The organism is Achromobacter insolitus (genome assembly GCF_002209555.1).
GTDB classification, from domain to species: domain Bacteria; phylum Pseudomonadota; class Gammaproteobacteria; order Burkholderiales; family Burkholderiaceae_B; genus Achromobacter; species Achromobacter insolitus.
On the sequence record NZ_NJIF01000009.1, the window covers coordinates 73,019 to 97,500 of the forward strand.

Annotated in this window: 22 protein-coding genes and 1 tRNA gene; 7 read left to right on the forward strand and 16 right to left on the reverse strand. The window is 65.0% G+C overall.

Features of this window, described 5'->3' with window-relative positions; all coding sequences use genetic code 11:
- The first annotated feature begins 22 nt into the window (after positions 1 to 22).
- From CEY08_RS23435 to CEY08_RS23450, 4 genes are all read left to right on the forward strand, one after another.
- Positions 23 to 98: transfer RNA gene (locus CEY08_RS23435), tRNA-Phe, on the forward strand.
- 112 nt (positions 99 to 210) lie between these two features.
- Positions 211 to 1,950, forward strand: a complete 1,740-nt coding sequence (locus CEY08_RS23440) for an ABC transporter ATP-binding protein (protein ID WP_223306411.1) — start codon at positions 211 to 213, stop codon at positions 1,948 to 1,950.
- A gap of 144 nt (positions 1,951 to 2,094) precedes the next feature.
- Complete coding sequence (locus tag CEY08_RS23445; RefSeq protein ID WP_126389670.1) at positions 2,095 to 2,772, forward strand: hypothetical protein; 678 nt, start codon at positions 2,095 to 2,097, stop codon at positions 2,770 to 2,772.
- Positions 2,773 to 3,036: 264 nt separating this feature from the next.
- Positions 3,037 to 5,400 carry a copper-transporting P-type ATPase gene (locus CEY08_RS23450; protein WP_408609554.1) on the forward strand — a complete coding sequence of 788 codons (2,364 nt, stop codon included), beginning with the start codon at positions 3,037 to 3,039 and terminating at the stop codon, positions 5,398 to 5,400.
- A gap of 13 nt (positions 5,401 to 5,413) precedes the next feature.
- Here the strand turns inward: CEY08_RS23450 and CEY08_RS23455 are convergent, their stop codons facing one another.
- The 4 genes from CEY08_RS23455 to CEY08_RS23470 form a co-directional block, all read right to left on the reverse strand.
- The gene (locus CEY08_RS23455) at positions 5,414 to 6,094 is read right to left on the reverse strand and encodes an RNA polymerase sigma factor (protein ID WP_076816534.1); all 681 of its coding nucleotides are present in this window, start codon (positions 6,092 to 6,094) and stop codon (positions 5,414 to 5,416) included.
- A 22-nt stretch (positions 6,095 to 6,116) separates the two neighbouring features.
- Positions 6,117 to 6,485 carry a cupredoxin domain-containing protein gene (locus CEY08_RS23460; protein ID WP_076816536.1) on the reverse strand — a complete coding sequence of 123 codons (369 nt, stop codon included), beginning with the start codon at positions 6,483 to 6,485 and terminating at the stop codon, positions 6,117 to 6,119.
- A complete protein-coding gene (locus tag CEY08_RS23465) occupies positions 6,478 to 7,005 on the reverse strand; it encodes a DUF4142 domain-containing protein (RefSeq protein ID WP_042796216.1) in 528 nt (175 codons plus the stop codon). The genes CEY08_RS23460 and CEY08_RS23465 overlap by 8 nt, the downstream gene beginning before the upstream one ends.
- A gap of 125 nt (positions 7,006 to 7,130) precedes the next feature.
- Positions 7,131 to 7,592, reverse strand: coding sequence for an Lrp/AsnC family transcriptional regulator (locus tag CEY08_RS23470; RefSeq protein WP_042796215.1), 462 nt, complete (start codon positions 7,590 to 7,592; stop codon positions 7,131 to 7,133).
- A 204-nt stretch (positions 7,593 to 7,796) separates the two neighbouring features.
- On the opposite strand from CEY08_RS23470, the gene CEY08_RS23475 reads away from it, so the two are divergent.
- Together CEY08_RS23475 and CEY08_RS23480 are read left to right on the forward strand one after the other, a co-directional pair.
- Positions 7,797 to 8,441 (forward strand): LysE family translocator, encoded by a 645-nt coding sequence (locus CEY08_RS23475; RefSeq protein ID WP_082884661.1) that lies wholly within the window; start codon positions 7,797 to 7,799, stop codon positions 8,439 to 8,441.
- A gap of 73 nt (positions 8,442 to 8,514) precedes the next feature.
- Positions 8,515 to 9,420 carry an EamA family transporter gene (locus tag CEY08_RS23480; RefSeq protein ID WP_076816538.1) on the forward strand — a complete coding sequence of 302 codons (906 nt, stop codon included), beginning with the start codon at positions 8,515 to 8,517 and terminating at the stop codon, positions 9,418 to 9,420.
- Between the two features lie 37 nt (positions 9,421 to 9,457).
- Here the strand turns inward: CEY08_RS23480 and CEY08_RS23485 are convergent, their stop codons facing one another.
- The 11 genes from CEY08_RS23485 to CEY08_RS23535 all read right to left on the reverse strand — a co-directional run bounded on the left by CEY08_RS23485 (position 9,458) and on the right by CEY08_RS23535 (position 22,126).
- The gene (locus CEY08_RS23485; RefSeq protein ID WP_042796214.1) at positions 9,458 to 10,033 is read right to left on the reverse strand and encodes a hypothetical protein; all 576 of its coding nucleotides are present in this window, start codon (positions 10,031 to 10,033) and stop codon (positions 9,458 to 9,460) included.
- Between the two features lie 112 nt (positions 10,034 to 10,145).
- Positions 10,146 to 11,123 (reverse strand): Bug family tripartite tricarboxylate transporter substrate binding protein, encoded by a 978-nt coding sequence (locus tag CEY08_RS23490; protein ID WP_076816540.1) that lies wholly within the window; start codon positions 11,121 to 11,123, stop codon positions 10,146 to 10,148.
- A 104-nt stretch (positions 11,124 to 11,227) separates the two neighbouring features.
- On the reverse strand, positions 11,228 to 12,013 hold the full coding sequence (otnI, locus tag CEY08_RS23495; protein WP_076816543.1) for a 2-oxo-tetronate isomerase: 786 nt from the start codon (positions 12,011 to 12,013) through the stop codon (positions 11,228 to 11,230).
- Between the two features lie 94 nt (positions 12,014 to 12,107).
- Complete coding sequence (locus CEY08_RS23500; protein WP_088607810.1) at positions 12,108 to 13,061, reverse strand: hydroxymethylglutaryl-CoA lyase; 954 nt, start codon at positions 13,059 to 13,061, stop codon at positions 12,108 to 12,110.
- Positions 13,062 to 13,072: 11 nt separating this feature from the next.
- Positions 13,073 to 14,263, reverse strand: coding sequence for a CaiB/BaiF CoA transferase family protein (locus tag CEY08_RS23505; RefSeq protein ID WP_063641353.1), 1,191 nt, complete (start codon positions 14,261 to 14,263; stop codon positions 13,073 to 13,075).
- Between the two features lie 10 nt (positions 14,264 to 14,273).
- Positions 14,274 to 14,996 carry an ABC transporter ATP-binding protein gene (locus CEY08_RS23510; protein ID WP_076816545.1) on the reverse strand — a complete coding sequence of 241 codons (723 nt, stop codon included), beginning with the start codon at positions 14,994 to 14,996 and terminating at the stop codon, positions 14,274 to 14,276.
- 9 nt (positions 14,997 to 15,005) lie between these two features.
- Positions 15,006 to 16,772: a branched-chain amino acid ABC transporter ATP-binding protein/permease gene (locus CEY08_RS23515; protein ID WP_076816548.1), complete on the reverse strand. Its 1,767-nt coding sequence runs from the start codon at positions 16,770 to 16,772 to the stop codon at positions 15,006 to 15,008.
- Positions 16,769 to 17,683 (reverse strand): branched-chain amino acid ABC transporter permease, encoded by a 915-nt coding sequence (locus CEY08_RS23520; protein ID WP_076816550.1) that lies wholly within the window; start codon positions 17,681 to 17,683, stop codon positions 16,769 to 16,771. The genes CEY08_RS23515 and CEY08_RS23520 overlap by 4 nt, the downstream gene beginning before the upstream one ends.
- 78 nt (positions 17,684 to 17,761) lie before the next feature.
- Positions 17,762 to 18,964: an ABC transporter substrate-binding protein gene (locus tag CEY08_RS23525; protein WP_063961175.1), complete on the reverse strand. Its 1,203-nt coding sequence runs from the start codon at positions 18,962 to 18,964 to the stop codon at positions 17,762 to 17,764.
- A 43-nt stretch (positions 18,965 to 19,007) separates the two neighbouring features.
- Positions 19,008 to 20,639, reverse strand: a complete 1,632-nt coding sequence (locus tag CEY08_RS23530) for a GMC family oxidoreductase (protein WP_076816553.1) — start codon at positions 20,637 to 20,639, stop codon at positions 19,008 to 19,010.
- A gap of 17 nt (positions 20,640 to 20,656) precedes the next feature.
- Positions 20,657 to 22,126, reverse strand: a complete 1,470-nt coding sequence (locus tag CEY08_RS23535) for an NAD-dependent succinate-semialdehyde dehydrogenase (protein ID WP_076816555.1) — start codon at positions 22,124 to 22,126, stop codon at positions 20,657 to 20,659.
- 191 nt (positions 22,127 to 22,317) lie between these two features.
- On the opposite strand from CEY08_RS23535, the gene CEY08_RS23540 reads away from it, so the two are divergent.
- Complete coding sequence (locus CEY08_RS23540; RefSeq protein ID WP_042797523.1) at positions 22,318 to 23,208, forward strand: LysR family transcriptional regulator; 891 nt, start codon at positions 22,318 to 22,320, stop codon at positions 23,206 to 23,208.
- 27 nt (positions 23,209 to 23,235) lie between these two features.
- Here the strand turns inward: CEY08_RS23540 and CEY08_RS23545 are convergent, their stop codons facing one another.
- Positions 23,236 to 24,432: an ABC transporter substrate-binding protein gene (locus tag CEY08_RS23545; protein WP_042796206.1), complete on the reverse strand. Its 1,197-nt coding sequence runs from the start codon at positions 24,430 to 24,432 to the stop codon at positions 23,236 to 23,238.
- Positions 24,433 to 24,482 lie beyond the last annotated feature (50 nt).

The window sequence follows — 24,482 nt, forward strand, 5'->3', positions numbered from 1 at the left end:
TATAGTGGCGGACTTTCGCGTTGGCCTGGTAGCTCAGTCGGTAGAGCAGAGGATTGAAAATCCTTGTGTCGGTGGTTCGATTCCGCCCCAGGCCACCAATGAATTCAAGCACTTGGCCCCGCCTTTGGCGGGGCTTTTTGCTTTGGAGCCCCGGCGGCGCTGGTCGGATAGCATAGGCAACGGCTTGCCCCCTGACTTTCCTCTTACGCGATGAAGCCTGATTCCTCTTCCCCGTCTTCCTCCATCGGCATGGGCCGCGCCGCGCTCGTGTTGTATCGCGCGCTATGGCAATACGCCGAGGGCGCGCGCCGGCAACTGATGGGCGCCGTCGCCCTGCTGTCGGGTGCGCAGTTGGTAAAGCTGACCTTGCCCTGGCTGGCCTCCCACGCCATCAACGCCCTGCAGCAGAACGAAATGTCCACGGCCGGCCTCTGGATACTGTTCCTGGTCGGAAGCTACATGATGTCCTGGGTGTTCCATGGTCCGGGGCGCGTCCTGGAGGGCAATGTGGGCGTGCATGTCCGCGAGCGGCTGGCCGACGACCTCTACGCCCGCATCGCGGCCGCTCCGCTGACCTGGCGCGATGGCCGCCATTCCGGCGACCTGCAGCACCGCGTGCTGCAATCCAGCCGCGCGCTGTCGGGATTTGCCCGAGGCATGTACGGATACCTGCACAGCGCCCTGAACTTCATCGGCCCGCTGGTGGCGCTGACCCTGCTATCGCACGTCAGCGGCATCGTCGCCGTGACCGGCTATCTGATCATCGCCCTGGTCACGCTGCGGTTCGACCTGGCGCTGATGCGGCTGGCGCGTGCCGAGAACGACGAGGAACGCCGCTATGTCGCGGCCTTGCTCGACTTCATCAGCAATGCCGGCACCGTGATCGGCCTGCGCTTGCAGGCCGCCTCGCGCAAGATCCTCGGCCGCCGCCTGGAAACCGTCATGAAGCCCCTGCGTCGCGCCCTGTGGGTCAACGAGGTCAAGTGGTGCGTGGTGGACCTGGCAGGCATGTGCCTCACCTGGATTCTGGTCGTGGAATATGTGCTGCGGCACCGCGAACCCGGCCAGGCGCTGCTGCTGGGCACGATCTTCATGATCTACCAATATGCCCAGCAGGCCGCCTCGGTCGTCAGCGCCATCGCCTCGAACTTCCAGAGTTTCTCGCGCATGCACACGGACTACAGCAGCGCCGAGCCCATTTGGCAGGCCCCCGGAGATCCCAAAGCGGCCGTGCCGGCCGTGCGCGCAGACGCGCCGTGGCAGACCCTGGAGTTGCGCGGCGCGACCTGGCGCTATTCGGACGAAGGACGCGGCGGCCTGCATGGCGTCGACCTGGTGTTGCGCCGGGGCTCACGCGTAGCGCTGATCGGCGCCAGCGGCGGCGGCAAGAGCACCCTGCTGCGCACCCTCGCCGGACTTTATCCGCCGCAACAAGGCGAACTGCTGCGCGACGGCAAACCGGTAGCCTGGGCCGAACTGCGCACGCTGGCCACGCTGATTCCGCAAGAAGCCGAAGTCTTCGAAGCCAGCGTGCAGGAAAACCTCACCTTTGGCGAACCCGCCGATGCACAGGCGCTGCAAGCCGCCGTGCATACCGGCGTGTTCGACGAAGTGCTACAACGCATGCCCAATGGCCTGGCCAGCCCGGTGAACGAGCGGGGCAGCAATCTTTCTGGCGGCCAGCGGCAACGCCTGGCTCTCTCGCGCGGGGCGCTTGCCGCGCAGGGAAGCAGCTTGCTGCTGCTGGATGAACCCACCAGCGCGCTGGACCCGCAAGCCGAAGGCCGGGTGTTCGACCGCATGTACGCCGCGTTTCCTTCGGCATGCATCGTGGCCTCCGTGCACCGTCCCAGCTTGCTCAACCGCTTTGACACCATCGTGGTAATGGAAGCGGGGCGCGTGGTGGATGCGGGACCGCGCGACGAGGTGCTGGCCCGGCACAAGCTTTGATGCGCAACGCGCAACGCGCAACGCCCGCCTGCCTAGCCGCTACACTCGATCTCCATGACGCAACCGCCGACTCCCCATGCAGCGCCGCGCCCGCCCGGCCGAACGCGACCGAATCTATTGGCCTATGCCTGCCTGGTGATCAGCGTGGTATTTGTCTTCTTGGGCGCAGGAATGATCCTGGATGGCGCCGAGGCGGGAGTTCCCGTCACACTGTTCTTCGGCGTCTGCGCCCTCACTGCCGTGCTGCAGATATGGCCGAGGTTGCTGCAGCGCGAGTCGCGCTCGGCCACGACGCTGCTGGCCCGCTATCCAGGCCCATTGGAGTTCAGGGCCGCGAAAGGCAAGCTGCTGGTTTTCTCCTTCCTGTCAGCGGCCTTTGGCGGCGTAATACTATGGATGCTGCTGCACGAGTCGCTGCCCCCGCTCAAGCAATTGATCCTGTGGCCGGGCTCCGTGTTCTTTCTGCTCGGTGCGGTCATGCTGCTCGTGCGCGCCGCCAAAGACGACACCGCCCTGCGGCTGGGCCGCGATGGCTTCGACACCCGCCACGTGTGGAACAGCAGGACGATACGCTGGCAGGACACCAGCGAGTTCACCGTGGCCAACGTCAGCCGCGCGGTGCCCAAGCTCATCGTTTTCGACGATGCCGCCGTCGACCGTGCCGGCAAAGCCGGATTCAACCGGCATTTCGTGGGCCGCAATTCCAGCCTGGCGGAAACCTACGGACTCACCCACGAATCCCTGGCCGAACTGCTCAATGCCTGGCGCGCGCGGGCGTTGGAGCAGGATGCCGTGTTTACGCGCTGGCCCGAGAACAGATAAGGCCCCCCACCCGGCCGCCCGTCCAACATTACAAAAAAGTAATCTACGCGTAACCTCCACGCCCCCGTCGCCGCTCCACACTGGAGTCCATGCACTTTTGGACCACAAAGGAGCCGACGATGAAAACCCCGCCCTCCTTGTTCAATGCGTACGCCTTGAGTCTCGGGATGCTGGGCGCACATGGAGAACTGCCGCACCGCAGGCATCAGGCCTCGGCATAATGGCAACGCGACGGATCACACCAGGACTCAAAAAGGGATGGGTATGAATCACTCTCGTCACGGCGACGCTGCGTCGAAGGAAAGCACGCTCTTCGTGTGCCCCATGCACCCGGAAATCCGGCAGGACCAGCCGGGCCGCTGCCCAAAATGCCAGATGCATCTGGTGCCTAAGGGACAGGAGCAGGATCAACCCGCGCATGGACATGGCGGCCGCGATCCACAAGCGCATCACGGTCACCACCACTCAAGTGCCGCTGACCCCGCGCAGCAGCCCGCAGCAGCACCCGCTGCCGCCCCCGCTGACGTGCCTGCCGGCACGATCTATACCTGCCCCATGCATCCGGAGATCCGCCAGGACCACCCCGGGAGCTGTCCCAAATGCGGCATGACGCTGGAACCGATCATTCCGCTGGACGAAGAAGACAACAGCGAGCTGAAGGATTTCCAGCGCCGCTTCTGGTCGACGCTACCCCTGACGATCATCGTGGCCGCCCTGGCCATGTTCGGCCATCGCCTGGGCTGGTTCGACATGGCGACCCAGAGCTGGCTGGAGCTGGCGCTGTCCTTGCCGGTAGTGTTCTGGACGGGATGGCCGTTCTTCGTGCGCGGCTGGCAGTCTTTCGTGCATCGCAGCCCGAACATGTGGACGCTGATCAGCCTGGGCACGGCGGCCGCATTCGTCTACAGCGTCGTCGCCACCCTCGCCCCGGGCGTATTTCCGGATTCCTTCGTGTCGATGGGGCGCGTGGCGGTGTACTTCGAGGCGGCAGTGGTCATCATTTCGCTGACCATGCTGGGGCAGATCCTGGAGCTGAAGGCGCGCTCGCAGACGTCCGCGGCGATCAAGTCCCTGCTTGGGCTGGCTCCCAAGACGGCACGGCGGATCAATGCCGATGGCGGTGAAGAAGACGTGCCCTTGAACCATGTGCACGTGGGCGATCTGCTGCGCGTGCGTCCGGGCGAGAAGATCCCGGTGGATGGTGTGGTCACCGAAGGCCGCAGCGCCGTCGACGAATCCATGCTCACGGGCGAACCGGTGCCGGTCACCAAGCGCGAAGGCGACAAGCTGATCGGCGCCACACTCAATACCAGCGGCAGCCTCGTGATGCGCTCGGAAAAAGTGGGTTCCGCCACCATGCTGGCGCAGATCGTGCAAATGGTTGCCACCGCGCAGCGCTCCAAGGCGCCCATGCAGCGCATGGCGGATGTAGTGGCCGGAAAATTCGTCATCGCCGTGGTGCTGGTTGCAATCACCACACTGCTGGTGTGGGGCTTCTTCGGGCCGGAGCCCAGCTGGGTCTATGGGCTGATCAATGCGGTCGCGGTGCTTATCATCGCGTGCCCGTGCGCCCTGGGCCTGGCCACGCCCATGTCGGTGATGGTGGCCACGGGGCGTGCCGCCGCGCAGGGCGTGTTGTTCCGCGATGCGGGGGCAATCGAGAAAATGCGCGAGGTAGACACGCTGATCGTGGACAAGACCGGCACGCTGACCGAAGGCAAGCCAGCTTTCGATCAAGCGATCGCCGCGCCAGGATACACACCAGAAGAGGTGCTGCGCCTGGCCGCCAGCCTGGATCAGGGCAGCGAACATCCGCTTGCCGACGCCATCGTCAGCGCGGCGCGGGCGCAGAACCTTGCGCTGGCCAAGGCCGAAGACTTCGACTCCGGCAGCGGCATCGGCGTGCGCGGCACGGTGGACGGCAAGCGCCTGGCGTTGGGCAACACTGCCCTGATGGAACAGGAAGGCGTGCAGGTCGAGGCGTTGCGCGCGGACGGCGAGCGCCTGCGCGGCGAAGGCGCCAGCATCATGCACTTGGCCGTCGACGGGCAGTTCGCTGGCATCCTCGCCGTCACCGATCCCATCAAGCCAAGCACGCATGAAGCCATTCAGCACCTGCATGACAGTGGCCTGCGTATCGTGATGGCGACGGGGGACGGCCTGACCACCGCCCGAGCCGTCGGCGCCGCGCTGGGCATCGACGAGGTGCACGGCGAGGTCAAGCCAGCCGACAAGCTGGCATTGGTCGAAAAACTGCAAAAGGACGGCCACGTGGTGGCGATGGCGGGCGACGGCATCAACGACGCGCCCGCGCTGGCCCGCGCCGATGTCGGCGTGGCCATGGGCACGGGCACCGACGTGGCCATGAACAGCGGCCAGGTCACGCTCGTCAAGGGCGACCTGCGCGGCATCGCCGCATCGCGCCAGATCTCGCTCGATACCGTGCGCAACATGCGGCAGAACCTGATGTTCGCCTTCATCTACAACGGCATCGGCGTGCCGATAGCGGCCGGCCTGCTCTATCCCTTCACGGGATGGCTGCTGTCGCCCATGATCGCAGCGCTGGCGATGAGCCTGAGTTCGGCTTCGGTGATTTTCAATGCACTGCGGTTGCGGGGCGCGAAATGAACGCGCAGGCTGCTTATGCTCGCCACCGCGCCAGCGTCCGCGCAACCACCCTGTCGCAATCATCCCCATCGAACTCAAACAGGCTCTTCTCCACCGCCCCGATATCCCGCGCGAGCGCTTCACGCAGCAAGGCATTGGCGCGGAAGTGGCGACTGCGGACGGTGGCCTCGGGGATGTCCAGACAGCGCGCCGTTTCCTCTACGGACAGTTCCTCGACCGAGCGCAACACGAACACGGTGCGGAACGCGATGGGCAAGGAGTCCAGCCGCGCTTCCAGCAAGCCTCTGATTTCGGCGCGGGCGGCGGCGTGGTATGGCGGGTCGAAGTCGTTGATGGTCATCGCATCAACCTCATGCTCTATATCGTCGGCGATGGGAAACAGCGCCTCGCGGCGGCTGTGCTTGCGCAACCGGCCGTAGCACTCGTTGAGCAACAGCCGCGACAGCCAGGTGAACAGCGTCGATTCGCCGCGGAAATCTCCGATGTGCCTGTAGGCCGCCAGATAGGCCTCCTGCAGGGCGTCTTCGGCGTCGGCATCGTTACGCAGCGTGGCGCGCGCCAGGCGGTAGAGGCGTCGGTTGTGCCGCCGCATCATCAATTCGAATGCAGTTTCCTCGCCCGCCGCAATGCGATGCGCAAGGGCCAGGTCATCATCCTCGGCCGGCGTCGGCGCCAGCGCCGCAAGTGCAGTCATGGGTCAGGCCTCCGCCCGCGCATCATTGCGCAATCAGGGTTCCCTGCATGGTCGGATGGAACAGGCAGACATAGGCGCTGCTCCCTTCCTCCCGCACAGTGTAGGTCCAGGACGCGCCCGACGCGATCACACCCGAATCAAACGCTTTGGAAACGGCGGTCGCGGTATGCGGGACCAGATCTTTGTTGATCCAGGTGACCGTGTCGCCACGCTTGACCATCAGCGTCGCTGGCATGAACTGCATCCCTTCTATGGTTACGACATGCTCGGCCAGCTGCGTGCCGGGCGGGGCCTGTTGGGCGCTTGCGGGCCCGCCAGCCAGCGCCAGCCCCGCGCACAGGGCGGCCACGGCGGCGCGCCCTCTCGCCGCGAGTGGGGAAGGATCAGCCACCGTTGAGCCTCTTTTGCAGGGATCTGGCGTGTTCCAGGTGTGCGAGGAATGCGGGCCGCACCTTGACCAGCAAGGCCTTCAGTTCCGCATTGTGCGCGCCGGGAATCAGGGTCGTGTCCAGCGCCTGGATTACAGCCTCGTGATAGGCCACTTCGTGGTCGACATAGGCCTTGTCGAAGGCGGCGCCATTCAACCCCTTGAGCGCGGCCAGGTTCTTGTCGCCGCCTTGTTGCAGGCTGTCGCTGGTCGCGTTCGGTTCAGGCGCGACTTTGAGCTTCTGCACCAGTTCGCTAGCCGACTTGTTGACGGCGGAATGATCCGTCACCATCAACGTGGCGAACTCGCGGACATCCTTGTTGCCGGTCTTGTCCCGCGCCAGCTTGCCGGCGTCGATGTCGACCTGATTGGCCACCACGACAATGGCCGCGATCTGCGGATCCGTCGGCCCATTGCCGTGGGCAAACACGCTGCAGCTGACCAAGGCCAGTGCGTAGAACCATCTTGCATGAATCGCTTTCATCTCCGCCCCCGATACGATGGATGCAGGCGCGAAGCCCTCGCCGGGATGGCGTGGCGTCTTGCTTGCATATGGGGTTGGATGTCGCGAAAACGCGCCGCGTTCCGGCGCAAGGCAGCGCCCGGGAATCAGCCCACCGGCACCGTCATCCCGTACTTGGCTCGATTCAATACCACCAGGGTGGAAAAGCGCTTGACGTTGGGATTGCCCCAGAAATTGCGTTGGGCAAAGGCCTCGTACTCAGCCATGTCGCGCATGGTGATGGTCAGCACGAAGTCCACCTCGCCCGTGACGGACAGGCACTGCATGATTTCCGGCGCGGACTGCATCGCGCGCTTGAATTGGTCGAGTTTGTCGGCGCGCTCGCTCTCCAGCGTCACCAGCACGACCATCATGATCGCCCGGCCCACTGCGGCGGGGTCGACCACGGAAACGTCGCCCAGCACGATCTTGGACTCGCGCAGGCGTTTCATCCGGCGCAGGCACGAGACCGGCGACAGGTTCACGCGCTGCGCAACTTCCTGGCTCGTGCGCTGATTGTCTTCCTGCATGCTTTGCAGGATCTGGAGGTCGAAATCGTCTAGTTCCATAAGGGCCTCGGAACGGGTCTCGGAACGGCTGGAAGCAGGCCGGGAAACGCCCGCGGATAGATTCTAAGCCCGGCTGCGACGGAATCCGACCCCATTTTGAAGGGAAACTTCATTTCCGCCCGCCGGGATGCAGGAATTTATCTTCCGGCTTGCTTACACTGGAAGCCCTCTGCCCGCGCCGCGGGTACGTCCCACCCCCGTATCATGCCGTCACTCCAGCTTTTTCTGCTGTTCCTCGCCGCCGACGCGGCGCTCAAACTCACGCCGGGCCCCGACATGGCGCTGACGCTTTCCCGGGGCATGACGCAGGGCTTCCGCCCTGCCTTCCACAGTGTCCTGGGCAATGTCGCCGCCGGATTCATCCAGGTGCCGGCGGTGGTGCTGGGCCTGGCTTCGGTGCTGCAGGCATTTCCGTCCCTGTTCATGGGCATCAAGGCGGCCGGAGGCCTGTACCTGGGCTATCTGGGCATCAAGGCCATCATCCGCTGCGCGCGCTCGGCCGACGTGTCGCTGGCGGCGCGGCCCGGGGACGCGCGCGACGCCTTCTGGCAGGGATTCACGACAAACCTGCTGAATCCCAAGGTGCTGCTGTTTATGATCGCGTTCCTGCCGCAGTTCACCACGCCCGACAACGGCCCGGTGTGGATACAGATGCTGGTGCTGGGCGTGACGATGAAGGTACTCAGCCTGCCCTATGGCAGCTTCTTCGCCTACGGCGCCTCGCGCATCCGGGGCTGGGTAGGCCGCAACCCCTGGTTCCTGCGGATGCAGCAGGGCCTGCTCGGTGCCGTCATGCTCGGCCTGGCCCTGTATGTGCTCTACTCCACCGCCGAACACCTGACGCCCTGAAACGCCTGACGCCCCCTGCCGTCCCTATAGTCCCCTGCCGTCCCGATACGTAGCGAGCTTTTCCACCCTTGCCATGACCGCCGCCACCCTGAACACCGGACGCAACGCGTCTTCTTCCACCCTGCTCCCCGTGCTGTCGCTGATCGGCGCGATGGCCTCGCTGTGCGTGGGCACCTCGTTTGCCAAGTCGCTCTTTCCCATGGTGGGCGCCCAAGGCACGACCGCCTACCGGATCGCCATCGGCGCGCTGATCCTGGTGGCGATCTGGCGCCCGTGGCGCTTTCCGCTGACGCGCCAGGCGGCGGCCAAGATCGCGCTGTATGGCGTGACGCTGGCCTGCATGAACCTGCTGTTCTACATGGCCCTGCGCACGCTGCCGCTGGGCGTGGCCATCGCCATCGAGTTCATCGGCCCGTTGACCCTGGCGGTGGCACTGTCACGTCGCGCCATCGACTTCGTCTGGATCGGCTGCGCCATCGCCGGCCTGGTGCTGCTGATTCCCACGGGGCAATCGGTGCATGACCTGGATCCCGTCGGCATCGCCTTTGCACTGGGCGCGGCGGTGTGCTGGGCGCTCTACATCATCTTCGGCAAGATGGCCGGCAACGTGCATGGCGGACAGGCCACGTCGCTCGGGCTGACGGCGGCGACGCTGGTGGCGCTGCCCATCGGCGCGGCGCATGCCGGCACGGCCCTGCTGGATCCGACCTTGATCCTGGCCGGCATTGCGGTGGGCGTGCTGTCCAGTGCCTTGCCCTATTCGCTGGAAATGGTGGCGTTGCGGCGCCTGCCGCAAAAGACTTTCGGCGTGCTGCTGAGCATGGAGCCCGCCATGGGTGCGCTGGCAGGTGTAATCGTACTGAACGAACAGCTGTCGCAAACGCAATGGCTGGCCATCTGCGGCATCATCGTGGCTTCCGCGGGCTGCGCCGCCACGGCCCGACGGCAAAATACCGCCCCCACGCCCGCGCCGGATTGAGCGCGGACGCGCGTCGCCGCCGCGGTCCGATGCCGCTTCAGCCGAATCCGATCTCGCGCTGGGGCGGCGCCAACGGGTCGAAGTCTTCCCAGTGGTTGTTGCGCCAGCGGCCGTTGGCATGTTCCACGTCCGCGCCGCCGGCGTCACGCAGGATGCGGCACGCCAGCATTTCACGCTGCGGCCGTGTGCGCACGGCAACCATCACCCCGGCCTGGCGGATCTCGGCATGCGAATCGGGGTTGAAGTGGCCATGCTGGGTGCTGCCGTGGCCCGTCACCCACAAAGCGCCGAACAGCGATCCCAGATAGGCGCCCACCCCGGCGGCGGCCAGGATCAGCGGCGTGGAGTCGCTGATCTCGGACATCACGAACCCGCCAAACACCGCAAAGCCGGCCCCTACGGCGCCGGCGCCCAGGAACGCCCCGATGTCGGCGCGCCCCGAGTCCGGGTCGGAACGGCGGTCGCCACCCAAGGGATAGCGGCCATGCTCGCCCGCCGGATTCACGTAGAAGGTGTTGATGTCCCAGTGGGGAAAGCCACTGGCCGAGAGACGCTCGGCCGCGGCCTGCGCCGCCTCGAAACCTTCGAACCGGGCTGCTACGATCAGAGACATGATGTGCTCCTTGCCCGGGCTGCCGGGCAGGATGTACGTGCCTTTATCGTACGCCCGCGCCGTGCTCGCGCGCGCGCCGGTTACACCTTGCGGCGGCTGTTACCGTCCGCCGTCATTGAGCGGAAATGTTCTTGCTCCGGATCACCGCGCCCCAACGCTCGTATTCCTTGCGTGCGTAATCCGCGAAGGCCTGCGGAGTGCTTCCCGTGGGCTCCATGCCCTGCAGCTTGAGCTGTTCGGCCACCTCAGGCGAACGCAAGGCCTGCGCGATTGCCCCGCTTAGTTTTTCGACCACCGGAGCGGGCGTGCCGGCAGGCGCAACCACGCCCTGCCAGGCGGCCGCCTCAAAGGCCGGGCCACCCGCCTCGGCGAATGTGGGCACTTGCGGCAATTGCCCGGAACGCTGCGCGGCCGGCACCGCGATGGCACGCAACTTGCCCGCCTGGATCAGCGGACGGGCGGCGGCCAGGTCGGCCATCATCATCGGCACCACGCCAGCAGCCACGTCCTGCAGGGCGGGCGGCGTGCCCTTGTACGGAATGGCCGTGGCCCGGCCCTGGATGGTATCCAGAAAAAGCTCCATGGCAAGGTGATGGGGGCTGCCCACGCCCAGCGATGCGTAGCTGCCCGGCTTGTCGCGCTTGAGATAAGCCTTCACGTCCGCCAGCGTATGCATCGAAGAATCCGGCGACACGACCAGCACGATGGGCAGCGATACCAGCGTGGAAACCGGCGTCAGATCCTTTCCCGGGTCGTAGGGCAGCTTCTGGTATAGCCAGGGATTCAGTGCCAGCGTGCTCATTCCTGCGGTCAACAGCGTGTAGCCGTCGGGCGCGGCACGAGCGGTTTCCTGCGCGGCGACGATCGTGGCAGCGCCCGGCCGGTTTTCCACGACAACCGGTTGTCCCAGCGCATCGCCCACGTGCTTGGCGACGATGCGGGTCGCGATGTCGCTGCCACCGCCCGCGCTGAATGGCACCAGCCAGCGGATCGGATGGTCCGGAAACCCGGCCGCGGCCTGGCCGGCAATGGCTGAAAACCCGGTCAACGCCGCCGCGAGCAAGGCCCGCCGCACTACGCCTTTGAACATGTCGCGCTCTCCTCGCTTGCCCATTTATTTAACATATTAATGATTTATTATCCGACCCGAAGCGTCCGCGCACATCACCGGAAAAACCCGAAGTCCCGCGGACCTCAGGTACGGGCGGCGGACAACCAGCGCAGGCCGGCCGAGGTGCCGGCGGCAGGACGGTACTCGCAGCCTATCCAGCCGCTGTACCGCAGTTCGCGCAACACGTCGAACACCCAGCCATAGTCCAGTTCGCCGCGATCGGGCTCCTGGCGCAGCGGCACCCCGGCGATCTGCAGATGGCCGACCCGCCCGGTGGGCAAGTATTCGCGCAACTTCATGGTGACGTCGCCCTCGACGATCTGGCAGTGGTAGAGATCCATCTGCACTTTCAGATTGGGCGCGTTGACGGCTTGCACAACGGCGTGCGCGTCGTCCTGGCGGTTCAGGAAATAGCCGGGAATATCGCGGGTATTGATCGGCTCGATCAGCACGGTGACCCCGGCCGAGCGCGCCTGGCGCGCCGCCCAATCCAGGTTCTCGCGGTAGCAATCCAGCATGGCCTCGCGCGACGCGTCGGGTGGGACCAGGCCCGCCATCACATGGATGTTCTGACAAGCCAGCGCCGTGGCATAGCACAGCGCCTGCTCAATGCCCGCCTGGAACTCCTCCTGCCGACCCGGCAAGGCAGCCAGGCCGCGTTCGCCGCGCGCGGCAACGCCGGGCGGCGCATTGAAGAGCACCTGGGTGACGCCCGCCGCGTCCATGCGCTCGCGCACGAAGGCGGCGGGCGCCTCGTAGGGAAACATGCATTCCACCCCGGTGTACCCGTCCGCCGCAGCGGCCGCGTAGCGATCCAGGAACGCGTGTTCCGTGTACATCATCGAAAGATTGGCGGCGAACTTCAACATGGCGGGCTCCGGACCAGGCGGCATGCATGGAAATTAGCACACGCGCCCGGCCTGCCCTCGCCGTCATATCAAGCGCCCAGATCGGGCGCCGAATTCAAGCGCCAAAGTCTGGCGCCGGGTGCAGGGTCAGGCGCGGCCCCGCCTTGAGCAGCTGGCTGGGGATGTCATGCCCCACCAGCGCGGGCAAGGTCGCCGAGATACCCAGTATGGCGTCCAGGTCCACGCCAGTGTCGTAGCCCATCAACTCAAGCATGTGCACCAGCTCTTCCGTGCAGACATTGCCGCTGGCACCGGGTGCATAGGGGCAACCGCCCAGGCCGCCCAGCGACGCGTCGAAGCGGTCGATACCGGCTTCGATGGCCATCAGGGTGTTGGCCAGCGCCATGCCGCGCGTATTGTGGAAATGCATGGTCGTGGTCAGGCCGGGGAACAGCTTGCGGACCTCGCGGCCGATCTTGCCGACCTGCGTGGGATAGGCCATGCCGGTGGTGTCGCACAGCGTCACGCCGTCCACGCCCAGCGCGGCAAAGCGTCCCACCAGTTCGAATACCTCGAAGGCGTTGATGTCGCCTTCCATGGGGCAGCCGAATACCGTGGACAGAGACACATTGATGGCGACCCGGCTGCCGCGGACCGCGTTGACCACATCGCTCAATTGTTCGAATGACTGCTCGCGCGTCATGCGCAGGTTGGCGCGATTGTGGGTCTCGCTGACCGACATCACCAGGTTGACCTCGTCAACCTTGCACTCAAGCGCCCGCTGCGCGCCGCGCACGTTCGGCACCAGCACCGTATAGACGACGTCCGGATGACGCTCGATTTCGTGCATCACGACTTCGGCATCGCGCAAGGCCGGGATCGCCTTGGGCGAGGTAAAGGAAGTCGCCTCGATCTTGGCGAAACCACTGGTGGACAGCCGGTTGATGAATGCGATCTTGTCCTGCGTTTCGATGAACTGCTTTTCGTTCTGGAAGCCGTCGCGGGGCGCGACCTCCTGGATGTACAGCCGCTGGCGGCTGGCGTTGGTTCCGGGGTTGGTCATATTCATGGCCGCTTTCCTCAGATGATGCCGCGCGCGCGCCAGTCCTGGCGTTGCGCCTCGTCTATGCCCAGGCCGCCCAGCACCTCGTCGGTGTCCTGGCCCAGCGCCGGCGCGGAGCTGCGCACTTCGCCCGGGGTTTCCGACAATTTGGGCACGATGCCCGGCACCTGCACCGGCGTGCCGTCGGGCAGCGCGCCATCCAGGATCATGCCGCGCGCCCGGTAATGCGGGTCGGCCGCGATGTCGGCCACGTCATAGATCTTCCCGGCCGGAATCTGCCCATCGTTCAAGCGCGCCAGCACCTCGTCCAGCGGATGCTGGCCCGTCCATTGCGAAATCGCGTCATCCAGCATGACCACATGCTTCACGCGGCCGGCGTTGTTCGCCAGCTCGGGGGCCTCGGCCAGGTCAAGCCTGCCGATCACACCCATCAGCCGCTTGAAGATGCTGTCGCCGTTACCGGCGATCAGCACATATTTGTTGTCCTGGCAGCGGTAGGCATTGCTGGGCGCGATGCCCGGCAGACTGCTGCCGGCGGGTTGGCGGATCTCTCCGAACACCGAGTATTCCGGCAGCAGGCTTTCCATCATGTTGAATACGGATTCGTACAGCGCCACGTCGATCATCTGGCCGGTGCCGTTCTGGTCGCGGGCGCGCAGCGCCAGCAGGATGCCGATGACCCCGTGCAACGCCGACAGCGAATCGCCGATGGACACCCCGACGCGTACCGGGGTGCGGTCCGGCTCGCCGCTCAGGTGGCGCAAGCCGCCCATGGCTTCACCGATTGCGCCGAAGCCGGGCAGATCACGGTACGGGCCGGTCTGGCCATAGCCCGACACGCGCAGCATCACCAGGCGCGGATTGATGGCGCGCAGTTCCTCCCACCCCAGTCCCCAGCCTTCCATGGTGCCGGGCTTGAAGTTCTCGACCACCACGTCGATGTCCTTGACCAGCGTCCGGATCAGATCCTGCGCCTCGGGCTTGCGCAGGTCCAGGCTGACCGACTTCTTGTTGCGCGACTGAACCTGCCACCAGACGGACGTACCGTCGTGGATCAGGCGCCAGTTGCGCAGCGGATCGCCCTTGCCGGGCGGCTCGATCTTGATGACCTCGGCGCCGAATTCGCCCAGCATCTTGGCGGCGAACGGTCCGGCGATCAGCTGGCCCAATTCCAGCACTCGGATTCCGCTCAATGGTTTGGATGACATGATTGCCTCGTCAGCTCTTGTGTTTGCCCAGATAGGCCTCGCGCACGCGCTCGCTGGCCAACAACTCCTGGCCCGTGCCCTCCATCACGATGGAGCCCACTTCCAGGACATATGCGCGGTCGGAAATCGCCAACGCCTGATTGGCCATCTGCTCGACCAGCAGAATCGTCATGCCGCGCTCTTTCAGCGACTTGATGATCTTGAAAATCTCGGCCACGATCAGCGGTGCCAGGCCGAGCGAAGGCTCGTCCAGCATCAGGATGCGCGGCTTGCTCATCAGCGCGCGGCAGATCGCCAGCATCTGCTGTTCGCCGCCCGACAGCGTGCCCGCGTACTGGTCGCGCCGTTCTTTCAGGCGCGGGAACATCGCGAAGCAGTTCTCGATTTCCGCGGCCAGTTCGGCGGGTGACTCCTTGCGCAGGAAGGCGCCCAGCATCAGGTTGTCGTGGACGGTCTGGTCAGGGAACACCTGGCGGCCTTCGGGCACATGGGCAATGCCCAGCCCGACGCGCTTGTGTGCGCTGACTCCGCCCATGTCCTGCCCGGCGAACGCGATGTCGCCGGTGGATTTCTCGATGCCCGACAAGGCGCGCATCATGGTGCTCTTGCCTGCGCCATTGCCGCCGATGATGGTCACGATCTCGTTCGTGTCCACATGCAGCGACACCTGCTTCAGGACATTGACGGCGCCATAGCTCACCGCCAGGTTCTTGATGTCCAGTAAACGGCTCATTGCGGTCTCCTATGCCGGCGCGCCCAGGTAGGCTTCGATGACTTTCGGATTCTCCTGGATGTGGTTCGGCAGCCCCGAGGCGATCTTCACGCCGTAGTCCAGCACGACGATGTGGTCGGAAATGGCCATGACCAGGTCCATGTGATGCTCGATCAGCAGAATGGTCAGGCCCATGTTCTTGAGCTTCACGATGAGTTCGGTCAGTTGCTCAGTTTCAGCCGGATTCAGGCCCGCGGCCGGCTCGTCCAGCAGCAGCAGGTCCGGCATCGCCGCGACCGCGCGGGCGATTTCCAGGCGCCGCTGCAAGCCGTAGGGCAAGCTGTTGGCGGGCTCGTCCGCATAACGGTCCAGCTCGAAGAACTTGAGGATGGCATACGCCTGCTGGCGGATGCGCCGCTCTTCAGCCAGGCTCGCGGGCAGGCCCAGCAGATTGGAGAAGAAGCTGGATTTCTGCACGCGGTAGAAACCCACCATCACGTTCTCCAGGGCGCTCAGCCCGTCGAACAGCTTCAGGTTCTGGAACGTGCGGCCAATACCCGATGCGGCGATCTCATTGGGCGACAGGCCGACCATCTGACGGTTCTTGAACCGAATGCTGCCAGCGTCCGGCACCACCAGGCCCGACAACAGGTTCAGCGTGGTGGTCTTGCCGGCGCCATTGGGGCCGATCAACGACACCACGGCGCCTTGCTCCAGCGTGAACGACACCTTGTTGGTCGGCACGACGCCGCCGAACGCCTTGTACAGGTCCTTCACTTCCAGGAAGCTGGATGCCGCGCCGCCGCGGGAGGCCGGCGGCGCCGGAGTCCAGTCGGCATCGCCCGCCCGGGCCGCCAGCGCCTCGCGCTGGCCGCGCTTGGGCAGCACCTTCGCCAGCAGGCCGGCCAACCCTTCAGGCATGGCGTAGAGCGCGAACAGCAGGATGAGGCCGTAGGCAAAATGCTGAACTTCCGGCCAACGCGCCAGCATGGCGTCGATAACCGTCAACACGACCGCGCCCAGGAAGGAGCCGCCCGGGGTGCGACCCCCGAACAGCACCAGCACCAGGAAGAACACCGACAGGTTGAAATTGACGAAGTCGGAGTTGATGTACTGGTTCTGCTGCGCCACCAGCCCGCCCGCAATGCCGCAGGTGATCGCGCTGATGGCGAAAGCCAGGATCTTGAAGCGGTACACGCTGATGCCCACGCTCTCGGCCGCGATTTCGGAGGTGCGCACGGCGGCAAAGCCGCGTCCGAAACGTCCGTTCAGCAGCAGCGAGGTCATGGCGTGCAGCGCCAGGCCGAGCACCACGACCACCACTACCCACTGGCGGCTGTCCAGCGTGGCACCGCCGAACGTCAGGCCAGTAATGCCATAAAAACCTTCCTGCCCCTTGAACACGTCGGTCCATTCGGACACGATTTTCTCGATCAGAAGGCCGAAGGCGATGGTGACCATGGCCAGGCTGGGGCCCTTGACCTTCAGCGCGGGAATCGCGATCACCACGCCAAAAATCGCGGACACGACCGCGGCGCAGGCAAGCGCCAACCAGGGGTCGACCTGATAATTCACGGTCAGGAGCGCCACCGTGTAGGCGCCCACGCCGAACAGGCCGGCATGGCCCAAGGACTTCTGTCCGGTCTGGCCGACCAGGATATTGAAGCCGGTGGCGGCAATGTAATAGACCCCGATGTTGAATAGGATCAGCAGATAGAAGTCATTCAGGCCCGAGTAGGCATAACCGATGGCGAGCGCCGCAATGACCAGGGGGATGAGGATTTTGGAGAGCTTCATACTTTCTCCGCATGCACGCGGCCGAGAATGCCAGCCGGGCGGAAATACAGCACCACGATGATCAGCGCAAACACCGCGATCTCGCGCAGGTTCGAATACCAGAGGCCGATCAGCGACTCCAGCAGCCCGATCAGGAAGCCGCCGAAGATGCAACCGCGAGGATTCTCGAGGCCGCCCAGGATCGCGGCCGAGAAGGCCTTCAGCGACAGCAGCGTGCCCACGAAGACCGAAGCCGTCGCAATCGGCGCAACCATCACGCCCGCGATCGCGGCCAGCGCGGAACTGATTGCAAACACGGCGACCGCCACCGCATTGGCATTGATGCCCATCAGGCTGGCGGCGGTCTTGCTGAAAGCCACCGCCCGCACCGCCTTGCCCATCTTGGTCTTGTGCAAGGCCCAGTCGAACACGATCATCAGCACCAGCGTGGTGCCGAACACCAGGATCTCCTGCGGGCGCACGCCGGTGCCCAGGACGGTGATAACGCCCTCGCCCAGGGGCGAAGCCACCGCAATGGGGGCCGGGCCCCAAATCAGCAACGCCAGGTTCTGGATGATGATGCCGAAGCCGATTGTGCTCATCACCCAAGACAGCCCCGCCTCGCCCACGAAGTGGCGGATGGCGGTGACGTAGAGCACGTAGCCCAGCAGGCTGAGTACCAGCATCGCGGCCAGCAGGGCGAACAGGAATGTCCCCCAGGTCACGTCTTCCGGATTCGGAAAGCCGATCAGCTTGCCCTGGCTGACCAGCAGAATGGCGCTGATGCCGATCAGGCCGGCCAGCGCAAGGAACGCGCCCTGTCCGAAGTTGAAGGTCTTGGTCGTGGTGTACGTGATGCTGAACCCGAACGCGACCAGGGCATAGACGCTGCCCATGGCCAGCCCGCTCAAGATGGCTTGTAGTATTTGCATGCTGGATGCCCCCCTATTGACGACTCCCCGGGGCGCTTCCGCGCCCCGGGGAGAGATCCTTATCGTTGCCGCGCCGCCTTACAGCTTCAGGTCTTCCGGCTTGATGGCGCGGGTGTACTCGTCATCGACCGTCACCACCTTGCCGTCGATCCAGCGCACCAGCCGGAAGTCCTTCACGGACAGCGCTTCGTGGTTTTCCGCGGTGAACGGCTTTTCGTAGGTCTTGATGACGCCCTTGGCCTGCGCCAGGTTCTGCAGCGCCGCCTGCACCGCCTCGCCTTCGGCCGATTTAGCCTGCTCCATGGCCGCGGCAATGAGCTTGACGGAGTCATAAGCCTGCGCGGCCATAACGTAGGTCGGGACCCGGCCATCGCGCTTCATCAGCGTGTCGTACAGCGCCTTGGATTCCGGCGAGGAGTCTTCCGTGATCGACGCCGTGAAGATCATCTTGCTGGCCAGCTCGGGACCGGCGATGCGCAGGAACGGCGAACTCAGGTTGGCCCAGGAGGCCAGCGTGGTCGGGAAGTAGTTGATCTTTTCCAGGCTGCGCATGACGTGCGCATTGGAATCCGCCAAGGCGTAGACGATCAGCGTATCGGCGCCCGAGCTCTTGATCTTGTTCAACTGCGACGACATGTCCGTGTCCTTGGGACCGAACTTCTCGTTGGCCACGGGCGTGATCTTGTGCAGGGCCAGGATCTCGACCGCATCCTTGGCGCCTTGCTGGCCGTAGCCCGTGGTGTCGGCGATGATGGCGACCTTGCCGGTCTTGCTGGCGCGGGCGGCGTAGGCCGCCAGGAGCGCGATCTGGTCGCGGTCGCGCATGGACACGCGGAACACGTAGTTGGCCGGCGACTTGGCGTAGCGGCCGGTGATGTCGGTCGCGGTGGCCACCGGCGAAATCGTCGGAATCTTCTTCTGCTGCACCAGATGCAGCCAGGCCAGCATGTTGCCGGAGTTGACGCCGCCCAGCATGGCGTTGACCTTGACGTTGTCGACCAGCTCGTTCGTATTCTGGATGGCCTTCGGAGGCGCGCCCACGTCATCGCGCTCGACGATGACGACCTTCTTGCCCAGCACGCCGCCGGCCGCGTTCAGTTCGTCGGCCGCCTGGCGCGCGCCCGCCAGCGCGGAAATGCCGAAATCCGCCGAACCGGTGGCCGACATATCACTGTTGAAGCCGATCTTGATATCGTCGGCCAAGGCGGCGCCGCTGGCGCCTGCAAGCGCCGCCGCCAGCAGCAGGGATTTCATCGTCTTGGGGAAATGCTTGAGGTACATCTTGTCTCCTTCTGGATCACTCTGGTGACCGCTGATTGGCAATTCAGGATTGTTTGATGAGGTCGGCGGCCTTGTTGCCGATCATCATGGTGGCCGCGCAGATGTTGGCCGAAGGCATGGCCGGCATCACCGAGGAATCGATGACGCGCAGGTTGCCAACGCCGTGCACCCGCAGCTGTGGATCGACCACCGCGTACTTGTCATCGGCCTGTCCCATGCGGGCCGTGCCGTTGACGTGATAGGACGACACGCCATAGCGGCGCGCGAAATCCAGCAGTTCGGAATCGGATTCGCACATCGGGCCGGGCAGCACCTCGCTTTCGAAGTACGGCGACAGGGCCTGCGAACGCAGCAGCTGGCGCGCCAGCCGGATGCCCCGCACCAGCGTCATCTGGTCGCGCTCGTTCTCCAGGTAGTTGGCCAGGATCACGGGATCCTGCAGCGGGTCCGCCGAGCGGATGCGCACCTGCCCACGGCTTTCCGGCCGGTGCTGCCAGACGCCCGCCGTCATGCCGGGGAAGTCGTCCAGCATGCCCACATAGCCTTCCTTGTAGCTGGCGGGCGTGAAAACGCCTTGCAGGTCGGGCAGCGCCAAGTCTGGCGTGGACTTCCAGAAGTAGTGCAGCAGCGACGGGCTCAACGCCATGATGCTGGGACGCTTCATCAGCCAGCGGCTGATCTGGCCGGCCAGGCTCAGCCCCTTGACCAGCTGGTTCATGGTCTGGCTGTTCTTCACGCGCGCAACGACGCGCACCGAATAATGGTCGCTCAGGTTCTCGCCCACGCCGGGCAGGTCGCAGACCACGTCGATGTTGTGCTGGCGCAGCAGCTCTGCCGGCCCCAGGCCGGATAGCTGCAGCAGTTTCGGCGTGTTGATCGCGCCGCAGGACACGATCACCTCGCGGCGCGCGCGCACCGCGCGGACTTGCGAAGGATGCGCCGGATGGCAGTAGGCGACGCCCGCCGCCTTGCCGCCGTCGAACAGAATGCGCGTTGCCTGCGCGTAGGTCCGCACTTCCAGGTTTTTTCGGCCCATGGCGGGCTTGAGGAAGCATTTGGCCGTGCTCATGCGCCAGCCGCGGTCGATAGTGCGCTGGAAGTAACCCACACCGGCCTGTTCCGCGCCGTTGTAGTCGGGATTGCGGGGAATGCCCTGCTCCACCGCACCGGCAATGAAGGCCTCGCACAGCGGATGGATCCAGTCTATGTCCGTAACCGGCAGCTCGCCCTTGCGGCCGCGGTAGCGGTCCTCGCCGCCCACGCGCCGTTCCATGGACTTGAAGTACGGCAGCACCTCGTCATAGGACCAGCCGGTGTTGCCCAGCGCCGCCCAATGATCGAAATCCGCCGCCTGGCCGCGGTTGTAGACCAGGCCGTTGATGGAAGTCGAACCGCCCAGGGTGCGCCCCTGCGGAATCGGCACTCGCCGCCCGTTGGTCTGCGCCGTGCCTTCGCTGCTGAACTGCCAGGCGTACTTCTTATTGAACACCGCCTTGATGAAGCCGGCGGGAATGTGCAGATAGGGACTGCGGTCAGGCGGACCGGCCTCCAGCACACAAACGGTGGAACCGTCCGCGCTCAGGCGGTTGGCCAGGATGGAACCGGCCGCGCCGGACCCCACGATCACATAATCGAACTGATCCGCATCGCGGAGGGAGGGCTGTGCTTGGCTCATGTCTGGATCCGCGGGCGTCAGGGAATCGCGTTGAACGACTTGCCGGCAAGGCAGACGTACTTGATTTCCAGGAACTCTTCGATGCCGTACTTGGAGCCTTCGCGGCCCACGCCCGACTCCTTGATGCCGCCAAACGGGCCCACCTCGTTGGACACGGCGCCGGTGTTCACACCGACGATGCCGTACTCCAGCCCCTCCATCATGCGCCAGACCCGTTCCAGGTTGGCGGTATAGAAATAGGCTGCCAGGCCCGAGGCGCTGTCGTTGGCGCGCGCCAGCACGGCCGCTTCGGATTCGAAGGTGCTGATGCCCACCACCGGCCCGAAGATTTCTTCGCGCGCAAGTTCCATGGCATCCGTAATACCCGCGAGCAACGTCGGCTCGTACAGCAGGGTACCGGGCTCGCGCAGCTTGCCGCCTGCCAGCAGACGCGCGCCGCGCGCGGTGGCGTCGTCCACCAGGCGGGTCACCTTGTCCACGGCGCGCCGGTCGATCAGCGGTCCCTGCGTGACGCCGTCTTCCAGGCCTCCGCCCACCTTCATGCGGCGTATCTCCGCCAACAATTTTTCATTGAAGGCATCGGCGACGCTGGCATGCACGTAGACGCGGTTGGCGCAGACGCAGGTCTGGCCGGCATTGCGGAACTTGGACAGCACCAGACCCTGCACGGCTTCGTCCAGGTCGGCATCTTCGAACACGATGAAGGGAGCGTTGCCGCCCAGCTCCAGCGACAGCTTCTTGATGTTGGATGCGCTTTGCTGCATCAGCAGCCGGCCCGTCTGCGTGGAGCCGGTAAAGGTCAGCTTGCGCACCGTGGGGTTCTGCGTCAGTTCCGTGCCGATGGGCGCGGGGTCGCCGATGACCACGTTGAGCACGCCCGGCGGGATGCCGGCCTGCTCGCCCAGCCAGGCCAGCGCCAGCGCCGTAAAGGGGGTCAGCTCGGATGGCTTGAGCACCACGGTGCAGCCGGCGGCCAATGCGGGGCTGACCTTGCGGGTCACCAATGCCGAGGGAAAGTTCCAGGCGATGATCGCCGCGCACACGCCCACGGGCTGGCGGATGGCCAGCATGCGCTGATCGCCGCGGGTGTGGGGCAGCACATCGCCGTAGACGCGCTTGGCCTCTTCGGCAAACCATTCCACGAAGGAAAGCGCGTAGTTGAGTTCGCCCCTGGCCTCGGCCAGCGGTTTGCCCTGCTCCAGCGTCAGCAGCAGGGCCAGGTCGTCGGCGTTCGCCTCGATGAGCGCATGCCATTTGCGCAGGATGGCGCCGCGCTCTTTGCCTGTCCTGGCCCGCCAGGCCGGCAGGGCGTCATCGGCTGCCGCGATGGCACGGGCGGTCTCGGCCTGCCCCAGGTTGGGCACCGTGCCCAGCACGCTGGCGTCGAAGGGATTGCGCACCGTGATGGTGGCGCCATTGTCGGCGTCGCACCAGGCGCCGCCGATGTAGGCCTGCTGCCGCAGCAGCTGGCTATTCTGCAGATTCATTTGTCTCGCGCTCCATCCGTCATGCTCCGCACGGTCCGCGCTTGGGGCCGGGCGAAATTTTTGGGGGAGGATAGCCCTGGCGGCGGCCTCCGCAACAGCAGTGATTAGCGATGCCGCCATCGCCATCCGCGATGACAAAACCCGGCATGGCTACAATGGACCGTCTCGTCCGCCTTTCCGCCCGCCTTGCCATGCGTCTCGATCCCACCTCCCTCAAGCTCTTCATCAGCGTGGTCGAGCAAGGCACCATCGCCGCGGCGGCCGAACACGAACACATCGCCGCGGCGGCCATCAGCAAGCGGATCAGCGAGCTGGAAGAGAACCTCAAGATCCGGCTGCTCATCCGCACCAACAAAGGCATCCGCCCGACCCCGGCGGGCATCGCGCTGTCCACCATGGCGCGGCGCGCCCTGCATGAGCTGGACGAAATCTCCGTGCACATGCGGGATTACTCGCGCGGCCTGCGCGGCTTCATCCGAGTGCATGCGAATATTTCCGCGATCACCCAGTTCCTGCCCCAGGACATCAAGCTCTTCCTGAACGACTATCCCAACGTACAGGTCGACCTGGAAGAGAAAATCACCTCCACGATCATCAAGTCGGTCGCCGAAAACGCGGCCGACGTGGGCATCTTCTCCGGCACCGCGCCAGACCACGACGTGGAGATCCATCCCTACCGCGAAGACACGCTGGCGCTGGTGGTGCCCGCCGACCATCCCTTGCAGGACAAACCGGGATTCCGCTTCGCCGATGCGCTGGAACACGACTTTGTGGGCCTGCATCGCGGCAGCGCAATCAACCGCATCCTGTCCAACGCGGCCAGCGACGAAAAGCGCAATATCCAGCTCAAGGTGCAGGTCACCGGCTTCGACGCGCTGTGCTTCATGGTGAACTCGGGGCTGGGCATCGGCGTGCTGCCCCTGGACATCGCCCGCCGCTACTCGGTCATGTTCGACATCCGCATCATTCCGCTGACCGAGCCGTGGGCACGGCGCCAGATCCAGATCTGCGTGCGCTCCTTCGACGCCCTGCCCACCGCCGCCAAGCTCTTCGTCAACCACCTGAGCAAGCGCCAGCCCTGAACCCGGGAGCCGGCGCTGGCGCCCGCCTTACTGCTTGAGCTCTTCCGGCTTGATGCTGCGGCTGACCTCGTCATCCACGGTCACGACCTTGCCGTCGATCCAGCGCACCAGGCGGAAATCGCGGTAGGACAACGCTTCGTGGTTTTCCTTGGTGAAGGCCGGCGCATAGGTCTTGATCACGCCGTCCACCTTGCCCAGCTTGTCCAGCGCCTGCTGCACCTTTTCGCCGTCCGTTGAATTGGCCTGGGTCATCGCGGCGGCCAGGATCTTGACCGAGTCATAGGCATGGGCGGCGAAAACGTAGGTCGGCAGCTTGCCTTCCTTCTTGATGATGGCGTCGTAAAGGGCGCGGGATTGCGGGGTGGAGTCCTCGGTGATCGACGCGGTGAAGATCATCTTCTTGGCCAGTTCCGGTCCCGCGATGCGCAGGAACGGAGGGCTGAGGTTGGCCCAGGAACCCAGCGTCACGGGGAAGTAGTTGATCTTTTCCTGGCTGCGCATCAGGTGCCCATTGGCGTCCGCCAGCGCATAGACAATCACGGTATCCGCGCCCGCGGCCTTGATCTTGTTCAGCTGCGACGACATGTCCGTGTCCTTGGGACCGAACTTCTCGTTGGCGACCGGAGTGATGCCGTACAGGCCCAGCACGTGCGCCGCGTCCTTGGCGCCCTGTTGGCCGTAGCCGGTGGTATCCGCGATGATGGCAATCTTCTTGTTCTTGGTGGCCTTGGCCGCATAGGCGGCCAGGAGCGTAATCTGGTCCAGGTCGCGCATGGATACGCGGAAGATGTAGTTCGCCGGTTCCTTGCTATAGCGGTTGGTGATTTCGGTGGCCGTGGCCGACGGCGAAATCGTCGGGACCTTCTTTTGCTGCACGATATGCAACCACGCCAGCATATTGCCGGAGTTCACGCCGCCCAGCATCGCCACGACCTTCTCGTTGTCCACGAGTTCGTTGGCATTCTGGATCGATTTGGGCGGCGAACCCACGTCATCGCGCGGCACGATGACCAGCTTGCGCCCCAGCACGCCTCCAGCCGCGTTGATCTCTTCGGCGGCCTGGCGCGCGCCCGACAGGGCCGACACGCCGAAGTCGGCCGAGCCGCTGGCCGACATGTCGCTGTTGTAGCCGATCTTGATGTCGGCCTGTGCCCACGCACCCGGCGCAATGGCCATGAAGGCGGCCGCGCAAGCGATGTGGAATAGCTGCTTCTGCTTTTTCATTACCTTGTCTCCAGACGTTTTGTAATGCTGCTTCGACTTGCTTCCGCCCT